Origin of the sequence: Saccharopolyspora erythraea NRRL 2338, assembly GCF_000062885.1 — a bacterium.
GTDB classification, from domain to species: domain Bacteria; phylum Actinomycetota; class Actinomycetes; order Mycobacteriales; family Pseudonocardiaceae; genus Saccharopolyspora_D; species Saccharopolyspora_D erythraea.
Window position 1 is genome coordinate 3088584 of record NC_009142.1, and the last position, 25668, is coordinate 3114251.

The 25668-nt window shown below is 72.4% G+C and carries 20 protein-coding genes and 3 pseudogenes; 12 read left to right on the plus strand and 11 right to left on the minus strand.

Features of this window, described 5'->3' with window-relative positions:
- The first annotated feature begins 241 nt into the window (after window positions 1-241).
- Window positions 242-1549, plus strand: a complete 1308-nt coding sequence (locus SACE_RS13720) for a dicarboxylate/amino acid:cation symporter (protein ID WP_011873845.1) — start codon at window positions 242-244, stop codon at window positions 1547-1549.
- A 7-nt stretch (window positions 1550-1556) separates the two neighbouring features.
- Entirely contained in the window at window positions 1557-2513 is a 957-nt protein-coding gene (locus tag SACE_RS13725; protein ID WP_009951316.1) for a TAXI family TRAP transporter solute-binding subunit, read from the plus strand.
- Here the strand turns inward: SACE_RS13725 and SACE_RS13730 are convergent.
- Both SACE_RS13730 and SACE_RS13735 read right to left on the minus strand, forming a co-directional pair.
- A complete protein-coding gene (locus tag SACE_RS13730; RefSeq protein WP_011873847.1) occupies window positions 2492-3877 on the minus strand; it encodes a sensor histidine kinase in 1386 nt (461 codons plus the stop codon). The genes SACE_RS13725 and SACE_RS13730 overlap by 22 nt on opposite strands.
- A gap of 2 nt (window positions 3878-3879) precedes the next feature.
- Window positions 3880-4542: a response regulator transcription factor gene (locus SACE_RS13735; RefSeq protein ID WP_009951312.1), complete on the minus strand. Its 663-nt coding sequence runs from the start codon at window positions 4540-4542 to the stop codon at window positions 3880-3882.
- A gap of 205 nt (window positions 4543-4747) precedes the next feature.
- On the opposite strand from SACE_RS13735, the gene SACE_RS13740 reads away from it, so the two are divergent.
- Window positions 4748-6157 (plus strand): amidase family protein, encoded by a 1410-nt coding sequence (locus tag SACE_RS13740; RefSeq protein WP_009951308.1) that lies wholly within the window; start codon window positions 4748-4750, stop codon window positions 6155-6157.
- A gap of 8 nt (window positions 6158-6165) precedes the next feature.
- Here SACE_RS13740 and SACE_RS13745 read toward each other — a convergent pair whose 3' ends face one another.
- Window positions 6166-6795, minus strand: coding sequence for an FkbM family methyltransferase (locus SACE_RS13745; RefSeq protein ID WP_021342016.1), 630 nt, complete (start codon window positions 6793-6795; stop codon window positions 6166-6168).
- Between the two features lie 240 nt (window positions 6796-7035).
- Entirely contained in the window at window positions 7036-7698 is a 663-nt protein-coding gene (lexA, locus tag SACE_RS13750) for a transcriptional repressor LexA (protein ID WP_009951305.1), read from the minus strand.
- A gap of 119 nt (window positions 7699-7817) precedes the next feature.
- Between lexA and SACE_RS13755 the strand changes: the two are divergent.
- From SACE_RS13755 to SACE_RS13765, 3 genes and pseudogenes are all read left to right on the plus strand, one after another.
- Window positions 7818-7958 (plus strand): annotated as a pseudogene (locus SACE_RS13755) (TetR family transcriptional regulator); the annotation flags it as partial.
- Between the two features lie 137 nt (window positions 7959-8095).
- Complete coding sequence (locus SACE_RS13760) at window positions 8096-8296, plus strand: ferredoxin (RefSeq protein WP_009951301.1); 201 nt, start codon at window positions 8096-8098, stop codon at window positions 8294-8296.
- Window positions 8293-9481, plus strand: a pseudogene (locus SACE_RS13765) (NAD(P)/FAD-dependent oxidoreductase). Before SACE_RS13760 ends, SACE_RS13765 begins: the two are co-directional and overlap by 4 nt.
- A gap of 40 nt (window positions 9482-9521) precedes the next feature.
- Here the strand turns inward: SACE_RS13765 and SACE_RS13770 are convergent.
- Window positions 9522-9698, minus strand: a pseudogene (locus SACE_RS13770) (IS110 family transposase); the annotation flags it as partial.
- A 187-nt stretch (window positions 9699-9885) separates the two neighbouring features.
- On the opposite strand from SACE_RS13770, the gene SACE_RS37180 reads away from it, so the two are divergent.
- Window positions 9886-10721, plus strand: a protein-coding gene (locus SACE_RS37180) for an IS5 family transposase (protein WP_085982279.1) whose coding sequence is annotated in 2 segments (ribosomal slippage) — window positions 9886-10237 and window positions 10237-10721 — 837 coding nt in all. Because the reading frame shifts where the segments join, the coding sequence is not laid out codon by codon here.
- A 21-nt stretch (window positions 10722-10742) separates the two neighbouring features.
- Window positions 10743-11945 (plus strand): cytochrome P450, encoded by a 1203-nt coding sequence (locus SACE_RS13785; protein WP_009946413.1) that lies wholly within the window; start codon window positions 10743-10745, stop codon window positions 11943-11945.
- Between the two features lie 330 nt (window positions 11946-12275).
- Here the strand turns inward: SACE_RS13785 and SACE_RS38550 are convergent, their stop codons facing one another.
- The 6 genes from SACE_RS38550 to SACE_RS13815 all read right to left on the minus strand — a co-directional run bounded on the left by SACE_RS38550 (window position 12276) and on the right by SACE_RS13815 (window position 20888).
- Entirely contained in the window at window positions 12276-12557 is a 282-nt protein-coding gene (locus SACE_RS38550; RefSeq protein ID WP_021341879.1) for an MDR/zinc-dependent alcohol dehydrogenase-like family protein, read from the minus strand.
- Window positions 12558-12853: 296 nt separating this feature from the next.
- On the minus strand, window positions 12854-15796 hold the full coding sequence (locus SACE_RS13795; RefSeq protein ID WP_009946412.1) for a tetratricopeptide repeat protein: 2943 nt from the start codon (window positions 15794-15796) through the stop codon (window positions 12854-12856).
- Window positions 15793-16227: a hypothetical protein gene (locus SACE_RS13800; protein ID WP_011873853.1), complete on the minus strand. Its 435-nt coding sequence runs from the start codon at window positions 16225-16227 to the stop codon at window positions 15793-15795. Before SACE_RS13800 ends, SACE_RS13795 begins: the two co-directional genes overlap by 4 nt.
- Before the next feature lie 72 nt (window positions 16228-16299).
- Window positions 16300-18819 (minus strand): bifunctional diguanylate cyclase/phosphodiesterase, encoded by a 2520-nt coding sequence (locus tag SACE_RS13805; RefSeq protein WP_231850002.1) that lies wholly within the window; start codon window positions 18817-18819, stop codon window positions 16300-16302.
- Window positions 18820-18979: 160 nt separating this feature from the next.
- Window positions 18980-19876, minus strand: coding sequence for an alpha/beta fold hydrolase (locus SACE_RS13810; RefSeq protein ID WP_009946409.1), 897 nt, complete (start codon window positions 19874-19876; stop codon window positions 18980-18982).
- A gap of 208 nt (window positions 19877-20084) precedes the next feature.
- Window positions 20085-20888, minus strand: coding sequence for an IclR family transcriptional regulator (locus SACE_RS13815; RefSeq protein ID WP_009946408.1), 804 nt, complete (start codon window positions 20886-20888; stop codon window positions 20085-20087).
- A gap of 108 nt (window positions 20889-20996) precedes the next feature.
- On the opposite strand from SACE_RS13815, the gene SACE_RS13820 reads away from it, so the two are divergent.
- The 4 genes from SACE_RS13820 to SACE_RS13835 are packed head-to-tail and all read left to right on the plus strand — an operon-like array spanning window position 20997 to window position 25541.
- Complete coding sequence (locus SACE_RS13820; protein WP_009946407.1) at window positions 20997-21536, plus strand: thioesterase family protein; 540 nt, start codon at window positions 20997-20999, stop codon at window positions 21534-21536.
- Between the two features lie 2 nt (window positions 21537-21538).
- Complete coding sequence (locus tag SACE_RS13825) at window positions 21539-22699, plus strand: acyl-CoA dehydrogenase family protein (protein ID WP_011873855.1); 1161 nt, start codon at window positions 21539-21541, stop codon at window positions 22697-22699.
- Window positions 22700-22701: 2 nt separating this feature from the next.
- Window positions 22702-24768 (plus strand): acetate--CoA ligase family protein, encoded by a 2067-nt coding sequence (locus SACE_RS13830; protein ID WP_009946404.1) that lies wholly within the window; start codon window positions 22702-22704, stop codon window positions 24766-24768.
- Window positions 24765-25541 (plus strand): carnitinyl-CoA dehydratase, encoded by a 777-nt coding sequence (locus tag SACE_RS13835; protein ID WP_009946402.1) that lies wholly within the window; start codon window positions 24765-24767, stop codon window positions 25539-25541. Before SACE_RS13830 ends, SACE_RS13835 begins: the two co-directional genes overlap by 4 nt.
- Window positions 25542-25668 lie beyond the last annotated feature (127 nt).

Below are 25668 nucleotides of genomic sequence, written 5' to 3' on the forward strand. Positions count from 1 at the left end.
CGGCGCGCTGAGGGGAAACCTCAAATCTTGCCCAACCCCGCGGAAAGCTCAACTTTTCCTCAACTCCGGTGACCGGCCGCACAGGCGGCGCTTACGGTCTCGCCCCAACGTGACCGCCGTGTGAACCCGGCGGAAATCCGGAGGAGGTGCTGTGAGCGCTACGACCAGTCCAGAGACCGCCCCGCAGGGGGCTGACCGGCCTGCTGGAGAGCCGAGGAAGCGTCGCTGGTGGCGGTTGCCGATGGGTGTGCAGGCCCTGCTGGCGATGGTCGTCGGCACCGCGATCGGAGTCTTCGCCCCGGATGTCGGGGAGAACATGAAGATCCTCGGTGACCTGTTCATCCGGCTCGTCGAGATGATCGTGCTGCCGCTGGTGTTCCCGCTCATCGTGCTGGGCATCACGCAGATGGAGTCGGTGAAGAACCTGGGCAGGCTGGCCTGGCGGACCATCCTGTACTTCGAGGTCATCACGACGGTGATCCTGCTGGTGGCGGTCGGCCTGGCGAAGGCGTTCGACATCGGCACCGGCATGCCGACCTCCGGCGGCGACGTCGGGCAGCTCCCCGGTGACGGCAAGCCCGCCGAGGTCGACTTCGCGCAGCTGCTCCTGCACGCGGTGCCGGACAACGTGTTCAAGGCCTTCGCCGAGGGCAACCTGCTCGCGGTGCTGTTGTTCGCGGTGTTCTTCGGCGTCGGCCTGGCCGCGGTCGGGAACAAGGCCGCACCGGTGCGGTCGGTGCTCGACACCGTCAGCGAGGTCATGTTCAAGGTCGTCGGCTTCGTGATCCGGCTGGCACCGCTGGGCATCCTGGGCTTCCTGGCCTACGACGTCGCGCACTACGGGCTGTCCGGGCTCAAGGGCCTGGTGAGCTTCGTCGGCGTCGTCTACTTCGGACTCGCGGTCATCCTGCTGGTGGTCTTCCCGATCACCGCGGCGATCTTCCGGGTCCGCTACGTCGCGCTGCTGCGGGCGGTCGGCGGCCTCGCCGGGATCGCCTTCGTCACCCGCTCCTCGGAGGCGGTGCTCGCGCCGCTGCTGGCCAGGCTGGAGAAGCACGGCATCCGCCGCAGCACGGCGTCGTTCGTCGTCCCGCTGGGCTACTCGTTCAACACCGACGGTTCCACGCTGTACCAGGCCGTCGCACTGGTCTTCCTGGCCAACGCCTACGGCATGGACCTCAGCGCGGGCACGCTGCTGACCATGGTCCTGGTGCTCGTCGTGCTGTCCAAGGGCATGGCCGGTGTCGCGTCGGCCTCGATCGTGGTGCTGATGGCCGCGGGCAAGACGCTCGGTCTCCCGGTCGAGGGCATCGCGCTGCTGATGGGCGTGGACTTCCTCGCCGACATGGCCCGCACGGCGGTGAACGTGTTCGGCAACTCGCTGGCCGCCGCCGTGCTCGACAAGAGCGCGGGCGGGTCCGACAAGGGCACCAGTAGCTCCGACGAGATCGCGGCCGGCTCCGGCGAGAGCGCGGGCGAGGACGGTGAAGGCGCCGGCTTCGCGGAGACCGCGGGCCGGTCGGACGAGCGGCTGCCCGAACGCGCATGATGGTCCGGTGCATCCCGGCGAGCTGACCAGGCGCGGGCTGTTGTCGCTGGTGCTGGCAACAGCCGGCTGCTCGCTGCTGGACGGCTCCCGGCCCGCCGCGGGCACGCCCGTGGTCGTGGCCACCGGCGAGACCCAGGGGTTCTTCTTCGCCTACGGCCGGGAGCTGGCGGCGGTCCTGGCGGCCGGGCTGCCCGAGGCGCGGGTGTCGACGGTGACGACCAGCGGCACCGTCGACAACCTGCGCCGGGCGGCGGGCACCCCGGGCACCTTCGGCCTGGCCGCGCTCGACGCGGCGGCCGCCGCCCAGCACGGCCAGGAGCCCTTCGCGCTGCCCGAACCACCGCGGGCTGTGGGGCGGCTGTTCGACGACTACGTGCACCTGGTCGTCACCGGCGAGTCGCCGGTGCGCCGGATCGCCGACCTGGCCGGCCGTCGGGTGTCGGTCGGACCGGCCGGGTCGGGCAGCGCCCTGGTCGCCGGGCGGGTGCTGGAGGTGAGCGGCTTGCGCGGACGCGTCACCGAGGAGCGGCTCGGGTTCAGCGAGGCGCTCACCGCGCTGGACCAGGGGAGGCTGGACGCCCTGTTCTGGCAGGGCGGCCTGCCGACCGGAAGCATCGTGCGGCTGGCCGGGCGGCGCCCGCTGAGGCTGGTGCCGCTCGGCGAGCTGCTGGGTCCGATGCGCGTGCGCTACGGCCCCTACTACCGCGCCGCGAGCATCCCGCGCGGCGTGTACTCCAACGCGGTGCTCGTGGACACCATCGCCGTGCCCGACCTGTTGGTGACCAGCGCGGCGACCGACCCGGTCCTGGTCCACGAGGTCCTGGAGCTGATCTTCGACGACCGGCAGCGGCTGGAGCGCGCGGTCCCCACCGCGGCCCAGCTCGACCCGCGCGCCGCGATCGCCACCAGCCCGCTGCCGCTGCACGAGGGCGCGCTGCGCTACTACCGCGAGGTCAAGCGCTGATCCGGCGGCACGGGCACGCGCACCGCCACGGCGAGGCCGCGGCGTTCGCGGTTGCGCGCCTCCAGAGCTCCGCCGAAGGAAGCCAGCAGGGCTTTGGCGATGCTGACGCCGAGCCCGGAGCCCTCCACGTTCTGGTGCCGCGGACTGCGCCAGAACCGGTTGCCGATCCGGTCGAGCTCGTCGGCCGCCAGCCCGGGGCCCTCGTCCAGGACGGTGATCACGGCATCCTCATCGCTGGTCCCGACGTCGACGACGACCCGCCCGCCCTCCGGGCTGAACTTGATCGCGTTGTCCAGGACCGCGTCCAGCGCGCTGCCGAGCGCGGTGGGGTCGGCGAAGCCGCGGACGTCGTCGGCCCCGGTGCGTTCGAGGCCGATGCCGCGCTGTCCGGCGGCCGGCTGCCAGCTCGCGATCCGCTCGTCGACCAGGTCGCCCAGCGAGATCTCCGCGGGCGGTGAGACCGACTGCTCCGCGGTGGCCAGCGCCAGCAGCTCGTCCAGCACGCGGTGGAGGCGGCGGCCCTCTTCCTGCGCGCTCGCCCAGTCCTCCCGCAGCTCCGGGGGCAGATCCATCTCCAGGGCCTGCTGGCGCAGCAGGAGCGCGCTCAGCGGGTTGCGCAGCTGGTGGGAGGCGTCGGAGACGAACGACCGCTGGCGCTGCCACGACGTCTGCACGGCGTCGGCCATGTCGTTGAACGACGTGGTGAGGCGCCGCAGCTCCGGCGGTCCGCCGGCATCGCCGACGCGGGCGTCGAACCGCCCCTGGGCGATGTCGTGCGCGACGGCGTCGAGGTCGTGCACCGGCCTCAGCACCCACCGGGCCAAGCGGCTGGTGAGCAGCGTGCACACCACCACCGCGACCAGCGCGCCGCCGGCCACCAGCGCCCACCACCACGCCACCCGCTGCCGCAGCTCGGTGGTCGGCGAGATCGTGACGGCGGCCCCGACGACGTCCCCGGCCCGCAGCACCGGCACCGCCACCACCAGCGGTTCCGGCTGCCACGGCGCTACCCACCGGGGCGCCTCGCTGCGCCTGCCCGCGAGCGCCGCGCGCACCGCGGGGTCGGCCGCGATCGACGGGCCGGGCGGCGAGGAACCGGTGCGCACCGCGCCGTCGCGGTCCAGCACGGCCGCGGTGATCCCGTACACCTGCTGGTAGCGGGCGAGCTCACCGGCCAGCCACGGCAGGTCGACGTCGGTCGTGGCCTGCTCGGCCAGACCGGCGAACCGCTCGGTGTCGTTGAGCCGGTCGAGGAAGACGCCCTCGGTCTCGCGGGCCGCCGTCGAAAGCGCGAGCGGCACGCTCAGCGCGAGCAGCAGGCACGCCACCAGGGTCAGCAGCAGCGCCGTGATCCGGGCGCGCACGGTCAGGGCCTCAACCGGTAACCGACGCCGCGCACGGTCTGCACCGCGTCCGGGAGGCCGAGCTTGGTGCGCAGCGATGCCACGTGCACCTCCAGGGTGCGTTGACTGCCCTGCCAGTGCGTGCTCCACACCTCGCTGAGGATCTGGCCGCGGCTGAACACCACGCCGGGCTGGCGGGCCAGCATCGCCAGCAGGTCGAACTCCTTGCGGGTGAGCTGCACCGGCCTGCCGTCGACGGTGGCTTCGCGGCTGTCCACGTCGACGCTGATCGGGCCGGCGTGGCGGGTCGGGGTGGCCGTCTCGCCGCGCGGTGCGCTGCGCCGGGCGACGGCGTGGATGCGGGCGATGAGCTCGCCGACGTCGTAGGGCTTGACCACGTAGTCGTCGGCGCCGAGGTTGAGGCCGTGGATGCGGGCGCGCGTGTCGGTGCGGGCCGTGACGACCAGGATCGGGCGGTCGTAGCGCTGCCGCATCCGCCTGCACAGGTCGAAACCGTCGGTGTCGGGCAGTCCCAGGTCCAGCAGCACGAGGTCGGGGTCGTGGGACAGCGCCTCCAGCGCCTGCGCTCCGGTGCGGGCGCGTTCGGTGTCGAAGCCGTGCCGCCCGAGCACCGCGGCCAGCGCGGACGCCACGTGGTCGTCGTCCTCGACGATGAGCAGGAGCACCGCACCATTATCGCCCCGCGCGTGGCGGCGGGCCCGGGGGCGCCGGTTGCGCCGAGCGGATCTTGCGGGGTCCTCGTCGGCGGTGTTTGCATGATCCCATGCGCATCAGAGGCGCCGCCGCGCTGACCGCAGCCGTCCTCGCCGGGTCTCTGCTGACGGCCCCGCAGGTGACGGGCTCGCAGGTGGCGTCCACGCCGATCTCGACGTGGTGACCATCCCGCAGCTCCAGGAGCGCATGGCGCGCGGGTCGCTGACCTCGGTGTCCCTGACGGCGGCATACCTGCGGCGCATCCGCGCCGTGGACCCCGTGATCGGTGCGGTGCTGCGCACCGACCCGGCGGCGCTGCGCCAGGCGGCGGCCAGCGACCTGCGCCACCGCACCGGAGCCGTCCGCGGCCCGCTCGACGGAATTCCGGTGCTGCTCAAGGACAACGTCGACACCCGCGACCTGCCGACCACCGCCGGATCGCTCGCGCTCGCGGGCAGACCGCCCCGCGACGACGCCGCCCTGGTGACCCGCCTGCGGGAAGCGGGCGCGGTGGTCCTGGGCAAGACGAACCTCTCGGAGTGGGCCAACTTCCGCGCCGAGAAGCCGACCTCGGAGTGGTCGGCGGTGGGAGGCCAGACCCGCAACCCCTACGTCCTGGACCGCAATCCCTGCGGTTCGTCCTCCGGCTCGGCCGCAGCGGTCGCGGCATCGCTCGCGCAGGTGGCGATCGGCACCGAGACCGACGGGTCGATCGTGTGCCCGGCCGGGATGAACGGGGTGGTCGGTCACAAGCCGAGCCTCGGCCTGGTCAGCGGCGACGGCGTGGTGCCGATCTCGTCCGAACAGGACACCGCCGGTCCCATGGCGCGCAACGTGGTCGACGCCGCCCTGACCCTGTCGGTGCTGCGGGGCGACCGCGCGGGCGACCCGCCGCGTCCGGTTCCCCTGCGCGGCAAGCGGATCGGGCTGTGGCGGCTGCCGTCGCTCGGGCCGGACGTCGACGCAGTGATGACCCGCGCGGCCGAGCGGTTCCGCGCGGCGGGAGCCGAGGTGGTGGAGGTGGCGCTGCCCTACCAGGACCGGCTCGCGGAGCTGGAGTTCCCGGCACTGCTCAGCGAGTTCCACCGCGACATCGACGCCTACCTGGCCACCCGAGACGGGCCGCGCGACCTGGCCGAGCTGGTCGAGTTCAACCGCACGCACCCCCAGGAGCAGACCTGCTTCGCCGGTCAGGAGCTGTTCGAGCGGGTCCTGGTCGCACCCGCGACCACCGATCCCGGTTACCTGGCCATGCGCGCCGAGCTGGACGAGCTGTCCGCGCGGTCGATCGACGAGACGATGACCGCGCACCGGCTGGACGCCATCGCCTCGCCGGCGAACCCGCCCGCGTGGACCACCGACTGTGTGCGCGGGGACAACGACGTCATCCCGTCGTCGACCCCGGCGGCGGTGGCGGGCTACCCGTCGGTGTCGGTGCCGGCCGGGTTCGTCGGTGAGCTGCCGGTCGGGCTCCTGCTGATGGCCGGTGACCGGCAGGATCAGGCTCTGCTGGCACTGGCCGCGGCGGCCGAGCGCGAGCTCGGCGCGTGGCGCCCGCCGCGCTACCTGCCGTCCGTCGGCGGCTAGGCGAGTCGTCACGCGCAGCGCCTCGCGAGCAGCATCCGGCGACCGGACCCCTGCGCGACTTCGTACTCCCGTGCGCGCAGAAGCATTTTTGTTCTGGCAAGCCCGTCTTCGTCGTGGGGTTCCACGACGATTCGGCGGATCCGGGGCCACAGGTCGTCATCGACCCCGCGGAGCACCTCCGGATCGGCGTGCCGCGCACCGATCCGGAGCAGGTCGATGGACTCGACCTGCTGGCGTTCGGCCACCCTGGTCAGCGTGGTCACCCGGACCGAGCAGGTCCTTTCGACCGCGTCGCGCCTGCGGAGTTCGTGCGCCTGCCGGACGTTGCCGCCCCTGTGTGCGGCGGGTGCCTCGGCCACCGAGTGCGTCAGTTCCCGGTTCCCGGGCTCCTCCCCGAGCGCGCAGTGGAAGGGCTGCCCGTTCGGCACGTAGCGGAGCAGGTTCTCCCGGAGGCATTCGAACGCGGGAGGGACCGGTTCGAAGGCGAGGATTCTGGCGTCCGGAAGGTGATCGGCAAAGAAGATCGCGGAAAGTCCGTGGTGCGAACCGACATCCGCGATGTGGGAACCGGGCCGGAGTCCCCGGACCGCCTCCGCGTACGTGCCGTCCTGGTTCAGATCCTCCCAGGCGGCCGGCACTTCCGACGGTGATGTGCAGGAGACCACTCGGCCGTCGGGAAGGGAATGCCACGACCTGTGCTGAGCTCCCGTTGCCACCGCGCCGCCTCTCCGGGTCCATCAAGACTGTCCGCAACACCTCGATGTCCATCGACATCCGCAGGTCGGCACACAACGCCCCCAACCCGAAAGTGTCGAAGCGGCAAGCGTTTTCCCGGAAGCGGGCGGCGGGTGGTGGCACCGGCGGGGCGATGGCGCCGTTCAGACGCTGCGCAGCACTGAAACGACGGTTCCCAGGATCACGGCCTCGTCACCGTCGATGACGTCGTAGTCGGGGTTGCGCGGCTCGAGGAAGACGTGGCCGTTGCGGCGGCGGTAGACCTTGACGGTGGCCTCGTCGTCGATCAGCGCGGCCACGATCTGCCCGGAGTGCGCCTCGGGCTGCTGGCGCACCACGACGATGTCGCCGTCGCAGATGGCGGCGTCGATCATCGAGTCGCCGCGCACCCGCAGGCCGAAGACGTTGCCGCGGCCGGTGAGCCCGCGGGGCAGCTTCAGGACGTCGTCGACGTGCTCCTCGGCCGCGATGGGGACACCAGCGGCGATGTCGCCGACCACGGGCACGGGCACCGAGTCCTCGGCTGGCTCCCGAGTCGAGGGGTCCCGCAGGAACGCACGCACGTCGATCGGGCGGGACATCGTGTCGCTGCGCCGGAGGAACCCCTGCTCTTCGAGGCTTCGCAGGTGCTTCGAGACCGAGGACGACGACCGCAGGCCGACGGCGTCGCCGATCTGCCGCGTGCTCGGCGGGTACCCGTATCTGGTCACCCAGTCCCGGATCGTGACCAGGATCCGCTGCTGCCGGAGCGGCAGGATCGAGGTGTCCAGGTGCTCGAACGGGTCAAGATCGTCGTAGGCGGTCACCCGCGGAATGGTAAAGGCAGGCACCAGCGCCGAAAGCACCGGCATGCGCGGTCGGCCGCGCGAGCCGGATTAGCCCTCGACGTCGGTGGGTTGGCTTCGGATATGTCCGATCCATTCTGATTTTGGTGCACATGTGCGCCGAGCGGGAACGCGCGCTCGCCGAGGGGACGGCCACTCCGCGGGCCACCTGGGACGAGGCCGCGGCGGGGCTCGTCGACGCCATCACCGGCCTGTGGGCGGCGCCGGTCACCCGCCGCTGAACGCTCGCTACAATTTAAGTCAGTCGATTGACTCAGGTGTCCGGAGTTGGTCGGCCGGGCGTTGGTGACGGCCCCGATCGCGCCGTTCTCCTCCGCCTGAGCCTGTCCGGCAACAACGCGAAAAGGAGTGCTTGAACGTGAAGATCACCGTCGACGAAGAGAAGTGCTGCGGCGCCGGCTCCTGCGTCCTGGCCGCGCCCGAGGTCTTCGACCAGCGCGACGAGGACGGCGTCGTGGTCCTGCTCGACGCCGAGCCCGCCGAGAACCTGCACGCCGCGGTCCGCGAGGCGGCCGACGTGTGCCCGGCCGCGGCGATCGCGCTGAGCGAGCAGGCGTGAGCACACCCGCGAGCGTGCTCGTCGTCGGTGCCTCCGCGGCGGGTCTGGCCACCGCGGAGGCGTTGCGCCGCAAGGGATTCAGCGGATCGCTGACCGTGCTCGGTGACGAGCCGCACGTGCCCTACGACCGTCCTCCGCTGTCCAAGCAGATCCTGGCGGGGCAAGTGGGAGCCCGAGCGCGCGCATCTGCGTTCCGACGATGCGCTGGAGCGGCTCGACGCCCGCCTGCTGCTCGGTGACGCGGCCGTGTCGCTGGACGTGGCGGCGCGCACCGTGCGCAGCACCTCCGGGCGCGACCTGACCGCCGACGCCGTCGTCGTGACGACCGGTGTGCGACCGCGCGTGCTGCCCGGCCAGGCCGGGCAGCGAGGGGTGCACGTGCTGCGCTCGTTGGACGACGCGCTGGCGTTGCGGGTCCGCCTGCTCGGCGCCCGTCGTCTGGTGGTGGCGGGCGACGGCGTGCTCGGTGCGGAAGTCGCCGCCACCGCGCGCGGTCTCGGCGTGGAGGTCGTGCTGGCCGGGCCGCAGTCCGCACCTATGGAGGCCCAGCTCGGGCCGCTGGCGTCCGGGGCGCTCGCCGAACTGCACCGGGAGCACGGCGTGGACGTGCGCCCGGGCGTCGCGGTGGAGGGCCTCGCCGCCGCCGACAGCCGGGTGACCGGTGTGCGGCTGACCACCGGTGAGGTGCTGGATGCGGACGTGGTCGTCGTCGCGCTCGGCGCCGTGTCCAACACCGGTTGGCTGGAGGACAGCGGGCTGGTGTTGGAAAACGGCGTGGTGTGCGACTCCCGGTGCAGCGCCGCCGACGGGATCTACGCGGTCGGCGATGTGGCGCGCTGGCAGCACCACGGCCTCGGCGGCCTGGTCCGGCTGGAGAACCGCACCAACGCCAGCGAACAGGCCGCGGCCGTCGCGGCCAACATCCTCGGCGCCGACCTCCCCTATGCGCCCGTTCCCCACTTCTGGACCGACCAGTTCGCCGCCAGGATCCAGGTCCACGGCCTGCTCCCCGCCGACGCGCAGGTGGACGTGGTGGAGGGCGACACCGCCTCGCGGCGCTTCGCCGCCGTCTACCAGCGGGACGGCCGGGCCGTGGGCGTGCTCGGCTGGAACATGCCCAAGCAGGCGCGCCTGCTCCGCCGGCGCCACCTCGTGGAACCGCGCGCCGCGGCGGTGGACTCCTGAACCGCATTCCCCGCCCCAGGAAGGAATCTGAATGATCGTGTCAAGCGGCTTGGGTGGCCGGTGGTGGCGCGGTCGGTGTGAAGCTTCGGCCGTCTCGCAGCAGTGCCCAGAGCACGTCGACCAGGCGGCGGGCCAGGGCCAGCAGGGCCTGGGTGTGGATCAGCCGCTCGCCGCGTTTTTTGTCGTAAAACGTCCGCGAGGGGCCGCCCGCCTTGATGCAGATCTGAATCAGTGGCCAGGGCGTCCAGAACGACAGGACGGCCATTCCTTCCGAGCCACCGCACGGCAAAAACCATCAGCCACACTCCATCGCCCTGGGCATCCAGGGCATCCAACCCTGAACGACATCAACCTTAGACCGCATCTCATTTGGGTGTGTTTCCAGGCAGGCGATATGTTGATCAATTGTGAGTGATGTGGAGAGGTGGTGCCCGGAGCCGTTGTGGCTGCTGGCGCGTCCGTTGTTGCCTGATGCGCCGCAACGCCACCAAGGCGGGGGTCGGCGTCGGCTGGACGACCGCGCGGTGCTGGCTGCGATCCTGTACGTGCTGCAGACCGGGTGTGCCTGGTCGGCGCTGCCCACCTCGTTCGCGGTCAGCGCTCCCACCGCCCACCGCCGGTTCACCGAATGGGTCCAAGCGGAGGTGTTCAGCCAGCTGCACCAGGCGCTGCTGGACCTGTTGGGCACCGCCGGGGCGATCGACTGGTCGCGCGCGTCGGTCGACAGCATGCACGTCCGCGCGGTCAAAGGGGGGACCTGACCGGCCCCAGCCCGGTAGATCGAGGCAAGCCTGGCTCCAAGATCCACGCGATGAGCGAACGCGGCGGCATTCCACTGGCCGTGGTCGTCTCGGCGGCCAACCGCAACGACCACCGGGAGTTGGAGGCCGTAGTCGATTCCGTCGCGCCGGTCAAGGTGCCTACGGGGCGGCCCCGGCGTCGGCCGCACAAACTGCACGGCGACAAGGGCTATGACTTCCCGGTTTGCCGGAACGCGTTGCGTCGACGGGGCATCATCGCCCGGATCGCCCGCCGGGGCATCGAGTCGGCCAAGCGACTGGGACGCCACCGCTACGTCATCGAACGCACCCTGGAGTGGGTTTCCCGATTCCGTCGGCTGGCGCGCCGCTACGAGCGCAAAGCAGCTCACTACGCGGCATTCGTCCAACTGGCGTGCGCGGCGATCTGCTACCGCCGAGCTGTCAAGCTGGACCTGTTGATCCATAACAACCCCAAATGAGATGTGGTCTTAGGGAAACCCATGACGAGCACGTTGGACGAGAGCACGCCCGACTACCCGATGCCGCGGGCGCGGGGTTGCCCCTTCGACCCGCCGCCCGCGCTGCGCGACCTCCAGCGGGAGACGCCGATGGCGCGCGTGCGGTTGTGGGACGGCAGCACGCCGTGGCTGGTCACCCGCTACGCCGACCAGCGGGCCGTACTCCGGGACAGCCACGTCAGCGCGGACATGAACCACCCCACATACCCGCGCCAGGCGCCGGGCGGCGGCACCCTGAGCTTCATCGGCATGGACGACCCCGAGCACGCCCGGCTGCGGCGGATGGTCGGTTCCGCCTTCGCGGTGAAGAACGTCGAGCGGATGCGGCCCTGGGTGCAGCGGATCGTCGACGAGGCGGTGGACGAGCTGCTGGCGGGGCCCAGGCCCGCGGACCTGGTCGAGGAATTCGCGCTGCCGGTGCCGTCCCTGGTGATCTGCGGGCTGCTCGACGTGCCCTACGCCGACCACGCCTTCTTCCAGTCCAACAGCAAGACCATGATCAACCGCGACTCCACTCCGGAACAGCGGTCACAGGCCTCCGGCCGGCTGGCCGAGTACCTGAGCGACCTCTTGTCGTCCAAAATGGACACGCGTGGCGACGACCTGCGCTCCCGGCTCTGCGGCAGGATCGAAGCGGGTGACCTGACGCTGCGGCAGGCCACCGAGATGGCGGTGCTGCTGCTGATCGCCGGGCACGAGACCACCGCCAACATGATCGCGCTGAGCACGCTCCTGCTGCTGCGCCACCCCGACCAGCTCGCCCTGCTGCGGGAGTCCGACGATCCGGATGTGGCTCGCCGGGCCGTCGAGGAGATGCTGCGCTACCTCAACATCACCCACGGCGGGCGCCGCCGCGTCGCCCTGGAGGACGTCGAGGTCGCCGGGCAGCGGGTGCGCGCAGGTGAGGGGCTGGTGCTGCCCAACGAGATCGCCAACCGCGACCCCGACGCCTTCCCCGACCCCGACCGGCTCGACATCACCCGCGAGGCGCGCCACCACGTCGCGTTCGGCTTCGGCGTGCACCAGTGCCTCGGACAGCCCCTCGCGCGGCTGGAGCTGGAGATCGTCTACCGCACCCTCTACCGCAGGGCCCCAAGGCTCGCGCTGGCGGCCGGCATCGAGGACATCCCGTTCAAGCACGACGGGTTCGTCTACGGCGTCTACGAACTGCCGGTCACCTGGTAGCGCGCCGCGGTTCCCTGTCACCATGCGGCGGCGGCAGGCTCGCTCGACGGCGTTTTCCAGCTGAAGTCGAGCACCAGTCGGCCCCGCACCCTTCCGGCCTCTAGCAGCCGGTGCGCTTCGGACGCCTGGTCAGCCGGTATGCCCCCGCGACCCGGAGGCTGAGCACGCCGTCCTCGGCCTGGCGCGCGGAGCCGGTCGAGCCCCGCGGTGTCGGTGGCGGCGTTGCGCACCATCACCGGGTGCACCTGGATGCCGCGTTCGGCGGGACCCCGCCAGCCGCGGACCGTCGCGAGCCGGCCGCCGTCGGCGATGGCGAGGACGGCGCGCTCGTCACAGGACCGCACCGTCGGCCAGGCCGGGCACGCGCTCCGGTGCCAGCTCGCGGATGCGCGCGGCCACTTCGTCACCGCGTTCGACGACGTGGCCGGCGCCGAGCTCGCGCACCAGCTCGGCATCGGCGGGTTGGGCGTCGGCGATCACGCGCAGCCCGACGGCCTTGGCGAACTGGATGACGTATCCGCCGAAGGCACCAGCCGCGCCCGTCACGGCCACCGTGTCACCGGACCGCAGCGCGAGCGCGTCGAGGGCGAGGCGAGCGACCATGGCGTTCATCAACCAGGTTGCCGCGGCTGGAAGTCGGCCCCGGCCGGAGCGAGCACGACCGACGCGGCGGGCACCACGACGTGCTCGGCGTAGGCGCCTGGCCCCCGTCGGCACTACCAGTGCGACGACTCGCTCGCCGGTGCTCAGCCGGCCGTCGGCTTCGGGACCGAGCTGGTCGACCACGCCTGCGGCGTCCATTCCGGGCACGTACGGTGGCGGGTCTCGACGGTCACGCCACCAGGCGCGAATCTTGTTGACCCCAAGGATATTCCGCACGTCCTGTACGGCCGGATGCCGACCCCGGGTCAGGTCGCCGGCGGTGTGACTTCGGGGACGCTGCTGAGCGCTTGTCGGAGTTCGGCCGCGTCGTGCTCGCGGCCGAGTTCGTCCAGCACTTTGACGAACTCGTCACCGGCGGACCGCAGACCGAACGCGAACATGGCCAGCGCGTGCCCTTCGCGGCGGTAGGTGGCGATCACTTCGTTGATCGCGCGCAGCCCGTCGTCCATCTCGCTCTTCGTCCCGGCGCACAGTCCCGCGAAGGACAGCTGGGCCACCGCGAAGCGGTGCTCGTAGGTGCCCGGGTTGCCCCGGCTCAGGCGCCGGTACACCTCGACCTGTTCGCGCGTGGCTGCCAGGGCCTCGGCGTGCCGCCCGGTCGCGTAAAGGCACCAGCTGTGGATGAGCAGCGCTTCGGCGAGGCGCGGCTCGTATGCGGCGGGGATGTCCCGGGCCAGCCGCCGCTGGATGCCGACCGCTTCCCCGGACGCGTCCAGCGACTCGGACCGGCCCGCCTTCAGCAGGCACAGCCCCAGGCATCGCAGCGCCTCGGCGAGCTCCGGCTCGTGGGCGGCCGGGTTGATCTCGGCCAGCCGCCGGTACACCGCGACCGCTTCCTGCGCGGTGGCCGTCGCCTCGGCGGGCCGGTTGGAGTTGGACAGCCGGAGGCTGAGCGTGGACAGCAGCTCGGCGAAGCTGGGCTCGCGGGTGGCGGGATCGGCCTGGGCGTGCCGCCGCATGATGGCCACGCCCTCCTCGGTCATGGCCAGCGCCTCGGGCAGCCGTCCCTGGTCGAACAGGCCGGTTCCGCAGCCCACCAGGAAGATCGCGAGGTCGGGTTCGTAGGTGGCCGGGTCGTCGGCGGCCAGCCGCCGGTACGTCTGGATGGCCTCCTGCGCCGCCGCGGAGGCATCGCCGGGGCGACCCATGCTCGCCAGGTCACCACCCAGGGAGTACAGCGCGGCACCGAACTCGTCGTCGTAGACGGTGGGGAAGTCCTGGACGAGACGGCGCATGATGGTGACGGCTTCCTGGCTCGCCGCGAGCGCTTCGTCCTTGCGGCCCACCGCCGACAGGCGTCGCCCGAGACTCCGCAACGCCCCTGCGAGCATGCGTTCCGCGGCGGCCCCCAACTGGGCCGCCTTCTCCTCGGCCCCCAGCTGAGCCGGCTTCTCCTCGGCCGCCGGGCCGGACGCCGCTGCCGCTCTGGCGAAGGCGGGATCGCTCGCGGCGCGCCTCAGACGTTCCATCGTGCGCGCACGGGTGTCGGCCGCTTCCTCCACCAGCCGCCGCGCTGCCGCCACGGCCTGCTCGGCTGCTTGGAGCGCCTGCGGCTCCCGGCCGGCGTAGTGCAGCCGGAGACCGACGTCGTGGTGGATCGCCACCTGCGTTGACCAGCCGGGCTTGTGCACCAGGCGATGCGGTGCGAGGCGGACGGTGACGGCGGCGATGCCGGCGTCGAGGTCGACGTGGCGGTCTTCCGGGAAGTGCGACGCGATGGATTCCAGCAGTTCTGGGTCGATGTCCTGGAGCCCGGCCAGGGAGGTGAGTGCGGCGCCGCCGGCGGCGACGGCGAGTTCGGGGCGGGCGTGCAGCAGCGGGTAGAGGTGGTCCGCGCCGACGTGGGGCCAGCGTTCCGCGGCGGCGGCGAGGAAGGTGACGGTGCGGGGCGTCCAGGAAGGCGCCGTCCGCTCGCCGTTCCCGGTGGCATCGCCGCCGTCTGGGGCCAGCAGGGTCGAAGTCGTTGGTGCGGCCCAGGATTGGGCGGGGTAGTCGGAGGTGTGACCTGGCAGGGTCAGGGCGATGAAGTCCTCGGCGAGCCGGTCGGGGTAGAGCGGTTCCAGCACCGAGGTTCCGGCGGGATCCGCGGGCGGGTAGCACAGGCTGTGGTCGGTGAGGACCCGCTCGGGTTCCAGCGGTAAGCGCAGTGCCCCGAGGACCGCGGTGGCGGGGGAACGGGCCAGCGGACCGGTCAGCGCCGCGGTGAACACGGTCCGGTTCATCAACGTCGGCGGAGTCGCGTAGGTGTCGCCGGTGTCGTGCTCGCCGCTGGTGTGCAGGCGCGCCCAGTGCAGGTGTTCGCGGTCGAGCAGGTAGATGGTCAGGTTCGCCATGTCGCCGGGTGGGCGGCGTCCGGTGGCGTGGGCGTCGACGGCGACCAGCGCGGCGATGTGCAGCGCGAGGGTCAGCCCGAAGTCGGGGTCGTCGAGCCGGGCCGGCGGCTGGACATCGGCGGCGGATCCGAGGGAGTAGCGGGTGGCGAAGCTGTCGCGGGCCGCGTTGAACATCTCGGTGCGCTGGCCGGTGTCGTCGGGCAGAGAGGGCAGGTGCTGGGAGGAGGTGCCGGCCTGGTGGTTGGCCAGCGCCGCGCGCACCGCGGGCCAGGTGTCGGCGCCGCGGGCGAGCATCAGCACCCGCGCCGGGACCGCGCTCTGGTGCAGGATGGCGTTGCTGAGCAGCCAGGTCAGATGGCTCAGCGGCCACCGGTCGGCGTAGTCGATGATCAGCAGCAGACCGCGTTCGCCGGTCAGGCGCAGGTCCTGGCTGCCGGGCGGGGGCAGGACGCTGCCCGGTCCGTGCGTCGCGGTGACGACCTTCCAGCCCGCGGCGAGCGAGTCCTGGGCGAACTGCGCGGCCAATCGGGTCTTGCCCTGTCCGCCGGGCGCGTGCAGCCAGCGCGCGGCCAGCCTCGGACCGGTGTCGCGCCACTGGCGCAGGAGGGCGAGCTGGTCCTGGCGGCCGGTGAAGTCGACGACGGCGTAGCGGGCGTTGAGCATCCGGCTCGGCAGCTCGGCCAGCCACTCCGGGTCGGGCGGCTGCGCCTGCCGGTACTCCTCCAGAACGTAGACCGGGCCCCGGTCGGCGAACACGTGCAGGTCGGCCCCGATCACCCCGTAGCCGAAGCCGCTCTCGACGCGCACTTCCTGGTGCACGTGCGAGGCCCCGGGCCCGTCGCCCGCGGTGGTCATCGGGTGCTTTCCCCGCTCTGACCGGATTCCGGTGGCGCGTCGTGGAAGTGGACGTCGCCGTGGGCGACCTGGAACAGCCGGCCGCCGTCGGAGGCCGTGCCGATCTGCACGGTGCTCCCAGGCGTCGGCTCGCCGGACTCGCGCGAGCGGATCCGCCTGGCGCCCTGGCGCAGTTGCAGCGCCGCCACCACCAGCGAGGCCACCGACACCACGAGCGCCGCCCCGCCGATGAACATGCTGGTCACGCTGGCCAGACTGTCCTGATCGGACAACGGCCTGCGGGAATAGGCCACGATCTCACCGCCGAGCCACACCGCGAGGCACGCGACGGCCAGTGCGCACACCGCGCCGAACACCGCCCACGGCCACCGCCGCCGCACCTTGCCGCCACCGACCACGAACCCCTCCGGATGACGAAGCTGATCAGCCAAAGAAGGCTTCCAGTCTGCCAGCTCCCGGCCCTGCGCAGGTCGGGTTTCGCCGATCTCGGCGGGCGCGGCCGATCACGCGGTCGGCACGGGCAGGTGGCCTTTGCGCAGCAGCGGGAGCAGTTCGCGTGCCGGGAGGGGATAGGAGAACAGCCAGCCCTGGTAGCCGTTCACCCCGATGCCGCGCAGCACGTGGAACTGGGTCGCGGTTTCCACGCCTTCGGCGACGCACCGGCGGCGCATGGCGTGGGCGATGTCGGCTACCGCCTTGGCGACCGCCAGGTCGGCCGGGTCGGTGACGACTCCGGAGACGAACCGGCGGTCGAGCTTGATCGTGTGGGCCGGGAGGTCCTTGAGGCGGGCCAGCGACGAGTAGCCGGTGCCGAAGTCGTCCACGGAGAACCGGACCCCGTAGCGGGTGAGCTCGTCCATGGCCTGCCGGGAGCGATCCGGCAGGTCCACCAGCGCGGTCTCGACCAGTTCGAGGATCACCCGGCTCGGGGCGATGCCGCTGTCGGTGATCGCCTCCCGGACGGTGTCGACGAAGCCGGGGTCGCCGGGAACCAGCGCCGAGAGGTTCACCGCGATCCGCACCGGGGCGCCGCGCGCGAGGGGCCAGTCCGCGGCTTCGCGCAGGCAGGTCCGCAGCACCCAGAGGTCGAGGTCGCGCAGCATGCCGCCCTGCTCGGCGATCGGCATGAACGCGCCGGGGCGGAGCATCCCGCGCTCGGGGTGGGGCCACCGCAGCAGCGACTCGACCGTGACGATCGTGCCGTCGTCGGAGACCACGGGCTGGTAGTGCATCTCCAGCTCGCCGTCCTGCAGGGCCTTGCGCAGCTCTCCTTCCAGGTGCACCTGCTGGTTCGCGGCGTCCCGCAGCGCGGGCCCGGCCAGCGAGAGCCTGCCGGAGCCCTGCCGCTTGGCCTCGCTCAGCGCGGCGTCGGCGAAGCGCAGGAGGTCGCCGCCGGTGGTGAGCGGGTCGTGGCGCATCGCGGCACCGATCGACACCGACACCTTGATCAGCTGCCCGTGCACCGGAACCGCGGTGCTCAGCAGCCCGGACATGGTCCTGGCCAGGCTCTCCACGCCGCCGGCGGCGTCGATGTCGGAGCAGACGACCAGGAAGTCGTCACCGGAGAGGCGGGCGGGCGTGCACTCCCGCGGCAACCGGCTCTCGAGCCTGCGCGCGAGCGCGACCAGCAGCTCGTCGCCGGCGTCGTGGCCCAGGGAGTTGTTGATCCGCTTGAAGTTGTCGATGTCGCAGAGGAACACCGCCACCCGGTCCGCGCCGGCCGAGGCGAGCAGGTCGCCCAGCGCGGCCTTCACCGCGGTGTGGTTGGGCAGGCCGGTCAGCTCGTCGTGGGTCGCCTGGTGCCGCAGGATCTCCGCGGTCCGGAACGGCTCGGTGACGTCCTGGAAGACCACCAGCCAGAACCGGGTCCCGTCGTCCTGCACCGACTCGGTGCTGTGCAGTTCGCAGTACACCGAGTCGCCGTCGCGGCGGCGCAGCCACCGCCGCGGCGCCGGGGCGGTGCCGGACCCCCGTGCGGCGTCGGGGAGGGACCAGCGGTTCTGCTCGCCGGGCTCGCTGATGGCCTCGGTGGTCATGCCGCGCAGCTGCTCGGGGGAGTGGCCGAGGAGCCGGCACAGCGCGGGGTTGGCGTGCACGAGCCGCTCCTCCTGGTCGAACAGGCCGACGCCGACCGGGGCGAGCTCGCACAGGTCGATGAACCGCCGCAGCCGCGACTGCGCGGCGTGCTCCTCGGTGACGTCCTGCACGGTCCCGAGCAGGCGCGGCCTGCCGGCGATGTCGTGCCTTTCGGCGCCGTGCATCCGCCACACGCGGACCGACCCGTCCAGGCGGACGTAGCGGTGCTCGAACTCGACCGGCTGCCGGTCCCTGCGCAGCCCCTGCCAGATCCGGTGCACCCGCCGCCGTTCGTCGGCCGGAACCCGTTCCAGGTACCCGTGGTAGGTCGTGGTCTCCGCGCGGTTCCTGCCGGTGAGCTCGTAGAGCAGGTCCGAGAACCTGGTCCGCCCCGAGCCCGGGTCCCACTCCCAGGTTCCCAGCCGGGCGAGCTGCTGGGCGTCGACCACCCGCTGCTGCTCGTCGCGCAGCTTCCACTCCAGCGTCCGCTGCTCGGTGACGTCCTGGACCGTGCCCAGCAGGCGGGCGAGCCGGCCGTCGGGGCCGTGCTCGGCGCGCACGTTGCAGAGGTAGATGTGCTCGCCGCTCTGGTCGCGGATCTGCACGCTCCGCGTCAGGCCGCCCGGGTCGGCCACGACCTCGGTGTAGCACTTCTCCGCGGCGGCCCGGTCGTCCGGGTGCAGCGCGTTGAGCAGCTGGTGCAGGTCGTCGACGACGATCTCGTCCTGCCCTTGTGCGAACCACTCCATGAGTAGCGGGCTGCCGTATCCGACGCCGCGGGCCACGTCGAACGCGAAGCTGCCCATCCGTGCCATGCGCTCGGCCTCGACCAGCCAGGCCAGCTTGTCGGCGTGGCTGAGCATGCCGGTGTGGCTGAGCATGCCGGGGTGGTCGCTGCTGGGCAGTGCCCGCCGGATACGCCTAACCCGGTGCTCCCGCTCTGTCATAACTACCCCTCGTGGTCGAACCGCACTGCTCCAGTGCCAGACGACCACCGCGAACCGCCGAGCCTCGGTCGCGGTTTGATCACACTGTGTAACAGTAGTAGCTGCCCGGAGGTCCCGCCAGAACGCGGCGGCGGACCGGGTGCGCACTCGGCGCCGGGGGTCATCGCCGGCGGTGCGGGGGAGCGAGGAAGTCCAGGAGGAGGCGCGTGGTTTCTTCCGGGGCCTCCTCGGGCAGGAAGTGCCCGGCGCGCACCGCCGTCCCGCTGACCTCCTCGGCCCACTGCCGCCAGATCCGCAGCGGCTCGTACCAGCGGGCGACGGCCCCGGTCGCGCTCCACAGCGCGAGGACCGGGCAGCGGATGCGCTTGCGTCCCCGATCGGCCAGGTCGTGCTGGTGGTCCAGGGAGGCGGCGGCGCGGTACTCCTCGCACACCGCGTGCACCGTGGCCGGGTCCCGGAACTTCTCGACGTACTCGGCGCGCACCGCCGCCGGCAACGCGCCGGCGACGTCGGACCACGAGTCCAGCATGTGCTCCACCAGCACCGCGGGGTCGGCCGCGATCAGCCGCTCGGGGACCGGAGCCGGTGCGGCCAGGAACGACCAGACCCAGTACCCGAGGGCGAAGTCCATGCCGGCGCGGTCGAACGCCTCGCCGGTGGGCACGATGTCCAGGACCGCGAGGGCGGTGACCACGTCCGGGGAGTCCAGGGCCATCCGGTAGCCGCACCGTCCGCCGCGGTCGTGGCCGGCTACGGCGAACTCGTCGTGGCCGAGGGCGGCCATCACCTCGGCCTGCTCGGCGGCGATGGCCCGCATGCTGTGCGGGGCGTGGTCGGGGGCGTCGGCGGGGGTGCCGCTGTCGCCGTACCCGCGAAGGTCGGTGGCCACCACGGTGAAGCGCTCGGCGAGTGCCGGGGCGACCCGGTGCCACATCAGGTGCGTCTCGGGGATGCCGTGCAGCAGCAGGACCGGCGGGCCGCGGCCACCACGGCGTCCGTGCACCGACCCGCCCGAGGAGGTGGGCAGGTCGAACTCCTCGATGCCTTCGAACACCACGAGCCCACCTCCGTCCGAACCGGCAGATGCCGTGCGCTCAACGGCAGAGCAGCGAGTGTGGCAACGACGCCGCTTGGTCGCCAGGGGCTGGGCTGCGAAGGCGGCTGCTGTCCGGTCCTCCAGTGCCGCTCGACCGCGCATGCGATCGAGGTTCCGGCGCTACGCCGTGCGTGGCGCGGGGTGAACGGCGCGGACGGCGGGACTCGGCTCAGGCGGTCGACATGGCCGCGGCGATCTCGGACGCCGCTCGCTGCGCGAGCTCGCCGAGCTCGGGGAACCGGGGCCGCGGCACGCGGTCCTGCGGGCCCCAGATGCTGACGATGGCGAACGGGCGCCGGTGGTCGTCGAGCACCGGCGCGGCGACGCCGTAGAGGTGCGGTTCGAGCTCGCCGACGCTGATGGCGTAGCCGTTCGCGCGGACCTCGGCGAGCTCGGCCCGCAGCGCGGCCCGGTCGGTGCGGGTGGTCCCGGTGTACTCCGGCAGCGGCTGGGCCAGCATCGCCTCGACCTCCTCCTCCGGCAGCCAGGCCAGCAGGGCCTTGCCCGCCGAGGTCGCGTGGATCGGGACCTGCCTGCCCAGCCACCGGGCGCTGAGCACGACGGGCGGGATCACCTCGTCCACATAGGTCAGTCCGAGTCGTTGCGGCACCGCGAGGTTCGCGGTCTCGCCGGTCTGCCCGCACAACCGCTCCAGGATGCCGTGGGAGCGCCGCACCAGGCCCTCGACGCCCGCTGAGGTGGCCATCCTGGCGATCGCGAAGCCGATCGAGTAGCGGTTGGTCGCCGGGTCGCGCTCGACCATCGAGTGGTGTTCGAGGGTCGCCAGCAGCCGCCACGCGGTGGCCCGGTTGAGCCCGCACTCCACCGCCAGCTCCGCCGCCGAGCGGCCCTCCGGCGCGCCCGCCGAGATGGCGTTGAGCAGCGCCGCGGCCCGGTCCAGCGACTGCACGCGGCCGGTCGGCGAGCGGGACGGGTCCTGGTCGTTCCGGGTTTCGGCCGCGTTGGTGCGCATGGGAGCCAGCCTAGTCCGCTCGGCTGAGCCTCCTTGACGCGACGCGAGCGCCGAGCCTACGGTCACCGTCGCTCAATGCGAACAACCAACGCACATTGTGAGACACGTATGGACCGAGTGGTCACTCCGTACGAAGGCAGCGGGCACCGCCCGTGGAACCCCGACGCCGAGATCCCCGCGCCGCTGCGGCTGCACCGCACACCGGTGAGCCCGCGGTGGGTCGACTACAACGGGCACCTGAGCGAGTCCTGCTACCTGCTGGTCTTCGGCGACAACGCCGACGCGTTCTTCCGCTACGTCGGGATCGACGAGCGGTACCGGGCCGCGGGCCGGTCGCTGTACACGGTGCAGACCCACCTGCACAACCGCCGCGAGGTCACCGAAGGCGAGCCGCTGGCGCTGACCCTGCGGGTGCTCGACCACGACGCGAAGCGGGTGCACGTCTTCCACGAGATGCACCACGAGGGCACCGGCGTCCTGCTGGCGACCGCCGAGCAGATGCTCGTGCACGTCGACACGCACCGGGGCCGTGCCTGCGAGATGCCCGAGGACCTGCGGGAACGTCTGGCCGCCGTGCACCGCGCGCACGCCGTTCTCCCCGTGCCCGACGTCGTGGGCCGCCCGATGGGGATCAAGCGAGAGGAGTGATCGTGGATTTCGAACTCACCGACGAGCACCGCCTGATCGTCGACACCGTCCGCAGGTTCGTGGCCACCGAGCTCGACCCGCACGAAGACGAGGTGGAGCGACTCGACGAGGTGCCGCCCGGGCTCGCCGAGCGGATCCGCGACCGTGCGCTGGCGGCCGGCCTGTACGCGGCGAACATGCCGGAGGAGCTCGGAGGCGGCGGGCTCGACGCCGTCGGCATGGCGTTGGTGGAGCGAGAACTGGGTCGCGCCGGTTATGCGTTGCAGATGCTGGTCGCCCGGCCGAGCAACATCCTGCAGGCGTGCGAGGGCGAGCAGCGCGAGCGCTACCTGCTGCCCGCCATCCGGGGTGAACGCCACGACTGCCTCGCCATGACCGAGCCCGGCGCGGGATCGGACGTGCGCTCCATGACCACGCGCGCGGTCCGCGACGGTGACGACTACGTGCTCAACGGCACCAAGCACTTCATCAGCCACGCCGACGCGGCGGACTTCGTCATCCTGTTCGCCGCCACCGGAACCGAACGGACTCCGCGCGGCGAGAAGAACCTGATCACCGCTTTCCTGGTCGACCTGGACACCCCCGGGCTCACCGTCCGGCGCGGCTCGTCCTGCGTGTCCCACCGCGGCTACCACCAGTGCGAGCTGTCCTTCGAGGACTGCCGGATCCCCGCGGGCCAGCGGCTGGGCGAAGAGGGGCGCGGGTTCGAGCTGATGGGGCAGTGGCTGGGCGCCAGCAGGCTGAGCGTCGCGGCCACCAGCGTCGGCCGGGGCAGGCGGGTCCTGGAGCTGGCGACCGAGTGGGCGGCGCAACGCGAGCAGTTCGGCCAGCCGATCGGCCGCTTCCAGGGAGTCGGGTTCCAGCTCGCCGACATGGCCACCGAGCTCGACGCCGCGGAGCTGCTCACCCTGCGCGCGGCCTGGAAGCTCGACCAGGACGCGATGACCGACCAGGACGCCGCGATGGCCAAGCTGTTCGCCTCCGAGGCGCTCGGGCGCATCACCGACCGCGCGGTGCAGATCTTCGGCGGCATGGGCCTGATGGCCGAGCTGCCGGTCGAGCGGTTCTGGCGGGACGCCCGGGTCGAGCGGATCTGGGACGGCACCAGCGAGATCCAGCGCCACATCATCTCCCGGTCGATGCTGCGCCCGCTGGGAGCCTGAGCGTGGCCACGCATGGGGACCTGCGCAGGCTGCTCGCACCCGAGCGCATCGCCGTCGTCGGCGGCGATGCCGCGGCCGAGGCGGTGCGGCAGTGCCGCCGGATCGGGTTCGGCGGCGAGATCTGGCCGGTGAACCCCCGGCGGACCGAGGTCGCGGGACTCGAGTGCCACCCGGACGTCGCGTCGCTGCCCGGCGTGCCCGACGCCGCGTTCGTCGCGGTGCCCGGACGAGCGACGGTCGAGGTGGTGGCCGAGCTGGCCGCCCTCGGTTGCGGTGGCGCGGTCTGCCACGCGTCGGGGTTCGCCGAGCACGGCGGAGTGGCGTTGCAGCAGTGGCTCGTGGCGGCCGCGGGGACGATGCCGCTGATCGGGCCCAACTGCATCGGCACGCTCAACTACCTCGACGGCGTTGCGATGTGGCCGGATCAGCACGGCGGTCGCCGGGTGGACAGCGGCGTCGCGGTGATCACCCAGAGCGGCAACATCGGCCAGAACCTCACCATGCAGCGCCGTTCGCTGCCGCTGGCCCAGCTGGTCACCCTCGGCAACGCGGCCGTGACCGGGGTGGCCGACCTCGTCGCGGCGATGCTGGAGGACCCGCGGATCACCGCGATCGGCCTGCACCTGGAAGGCATCGACGACGCCGCGGGCCTGGCCGACGTGGCGCTGGAAGCGCTGCGCAGGCGGGTTCCGGTGGTGGTGCTCAAGTCCGGCAGCTCCGAGCTGGGCGCGCGGGCCAACCTCAGCCACACGAGCTCGCTCGCGGGTCCGGACGTGCTCTGCGACGCGCTGTTCCGGCGTTGCGGCATGGCCAGGGTGCACGAGATCGGCGCGTTCGTGGAGACGCTGAAGTTCCTCCACGTCCACGGTGCCCTGGCGGGAACCCGCTTCGCCTCCGCGAGCTGCTCCGGGGGAGAGGCCGCGCTCGTCGCCGACCTGGCCGACGAGCGCGGACTGCCGCTGCCGGAGTTCCCGGAGGTTGTACGCCGGGGGCTGCGGCGGGTCCTGGGCGAGCGGGTCGCGGTGGCCAACCCGCTCGACTACCACACCTACGTCTGGGGTCGGCGGGACGAGCTGACCGAGTGCTTCACGGCGTTCCTCGGCGCGGGCTTCGACACCCACCTGCTGCTGCTCGACTTCCCGCGCGAGGACCGCTGCTCGGGCGAGTCGTGGTCGGTCGCCGCGGAGGCCTACGTCGAGGCGCATCGCCGCACCGGGGCGTCCGCCTGCGTCGTGAGCTGGCTGCCCGAGGGGATGCCCGAGGCGGTGGGGGACCGGCTCCTCGGCGAGGGCATCGCTGCGATGCAGGGCGTGGCCGACTGCCTGGACGCGATCGGCGCCGCGGCGCGGATCGGCGCGGCCCAGGACGCGGTGGATCGGATTCTTCCCGTGCGGACGGCTTTTCGGGTGCGGACGGTGGAACCGGCCGGCTCTGACGGCGTGGTGCACCTGCTCGACGAGTGGGCGGGCAAGAGGGCGCTGGCCGAGCACGGGCTCCCGGTGCCCGCGGGCGTCGTGACCGGTGCCCGCGATGCCGCGGACGCCGCAGCCAGGCTGGGATTCCCAGTGGTGGTCAAAGCGTTGGGGGTCGCGCACAAGAGCGACGTCGGTGGTGTCCGGGTCGGGCTGACCGACGAGCGCCAGGTGCGGGAGGCGGTCGACGGCATGTCCGGGGTCGCGGAGCGCTTCCTGGTGGAGCGCATGGTCGGCGGTGCCGTCGCGGAGCTGATCGTCGGCGTGCGGCGCGATCCGCTCTTCGGGACGGCGTTGACCGTCGGCGCAGGCGGAGTTCTGGTCGAGCTGGTCGCCGACGCGGTCACGCTGCTGCTGCCGGCCTCCCCGGCCGACGTCCGCGACGCGCTGCGCGGCCTGCGGATCTGGCCGCTGCTGGCGGGTTTTCGCGGTCCGGGCGCCGATGTGGACGCGGTGGTCGACGCGGTCGGCGCGATCGCCGACTACGCGCACGGCACCGACGACCTGGTCGAACTCGACGTGAACCCGCTGCTGGCCCTGCCGGAGGGCACCGCGGCGGTGGACGTGCTCATCCGGCGACGAGGAGGCAACCCATGACCGACGCGGTGCGCACCGATGCCGACGGCGGCGTGCTGACGGTGACGCTGGACCGCCCGAAGGCCAACGCCATCGACGTGGCCACCAGCCGCGCTCTGCACGAGGCGTTCGTCCGGTTGCGCGACGACGACTCGTTGCGCGTGGCGGTGGTGACCGGCGCGGGGGAGCGCTTCTTCTCGGCGGGCTGGGACCTGAAGGCGGGGGAGGAGATCGACGCCGACCACGGCCGGGGCGGCTTCGCCGGCCTGACCGAGTTCTTCGACCTGGACAAGCCGGTGATCGCGGCCGTCAACGGGCTCGCGCTGGGCGGCGGGTTCGAGCTCGCGCTGGCGGCCGACCTGGTGGTCGCCGCCGAGCACGCGGAGTTCGCGCTCACCGAGGTCACCCTCGGGATGGTCGCCGACTCGGGCGGCGTGCTGCGGCTGCCCGAGCGCCTGCCGCGCGCGGTGGCGGCCGAGATGCTGCTGACCGGCAGGCGGATGACCGCCGCGGAGGCGCACCGGTGGGGTCTGGTCACCAGCGTCGTGCCCGCCTCGGACCTGCCCGCCGAGGCCACCGCGCTGGCGCACCGCATCCGCGCCGGTGCGCCGCTGGCCGTCGCGGCGGTCAAGGAGATCCTGCGCGAGACCGCGGCGCTCGACGTCGAGTCCGGGTACCGGCTGCTCCGCGGCGGCGGGCTCCCGAACTACCGCGCGATGCTCGCGTCGGAGGACGCCCGGGAGGGACCGCGCGCCTTCGCCGAGAAGCGTCCTCCACAGTGGACCGGACGCTGATCGCGAGTGGTGGGCGACCGGTCGTCTGGCCGGTTGGTTGATCGCGAGTGGTGGACGTCCGGTCGTCTGGCCGGTTGGTTGATCGCGAGTGGTGGGCGACCGGTCGTCTGGCCGGTTGGCTGATCGC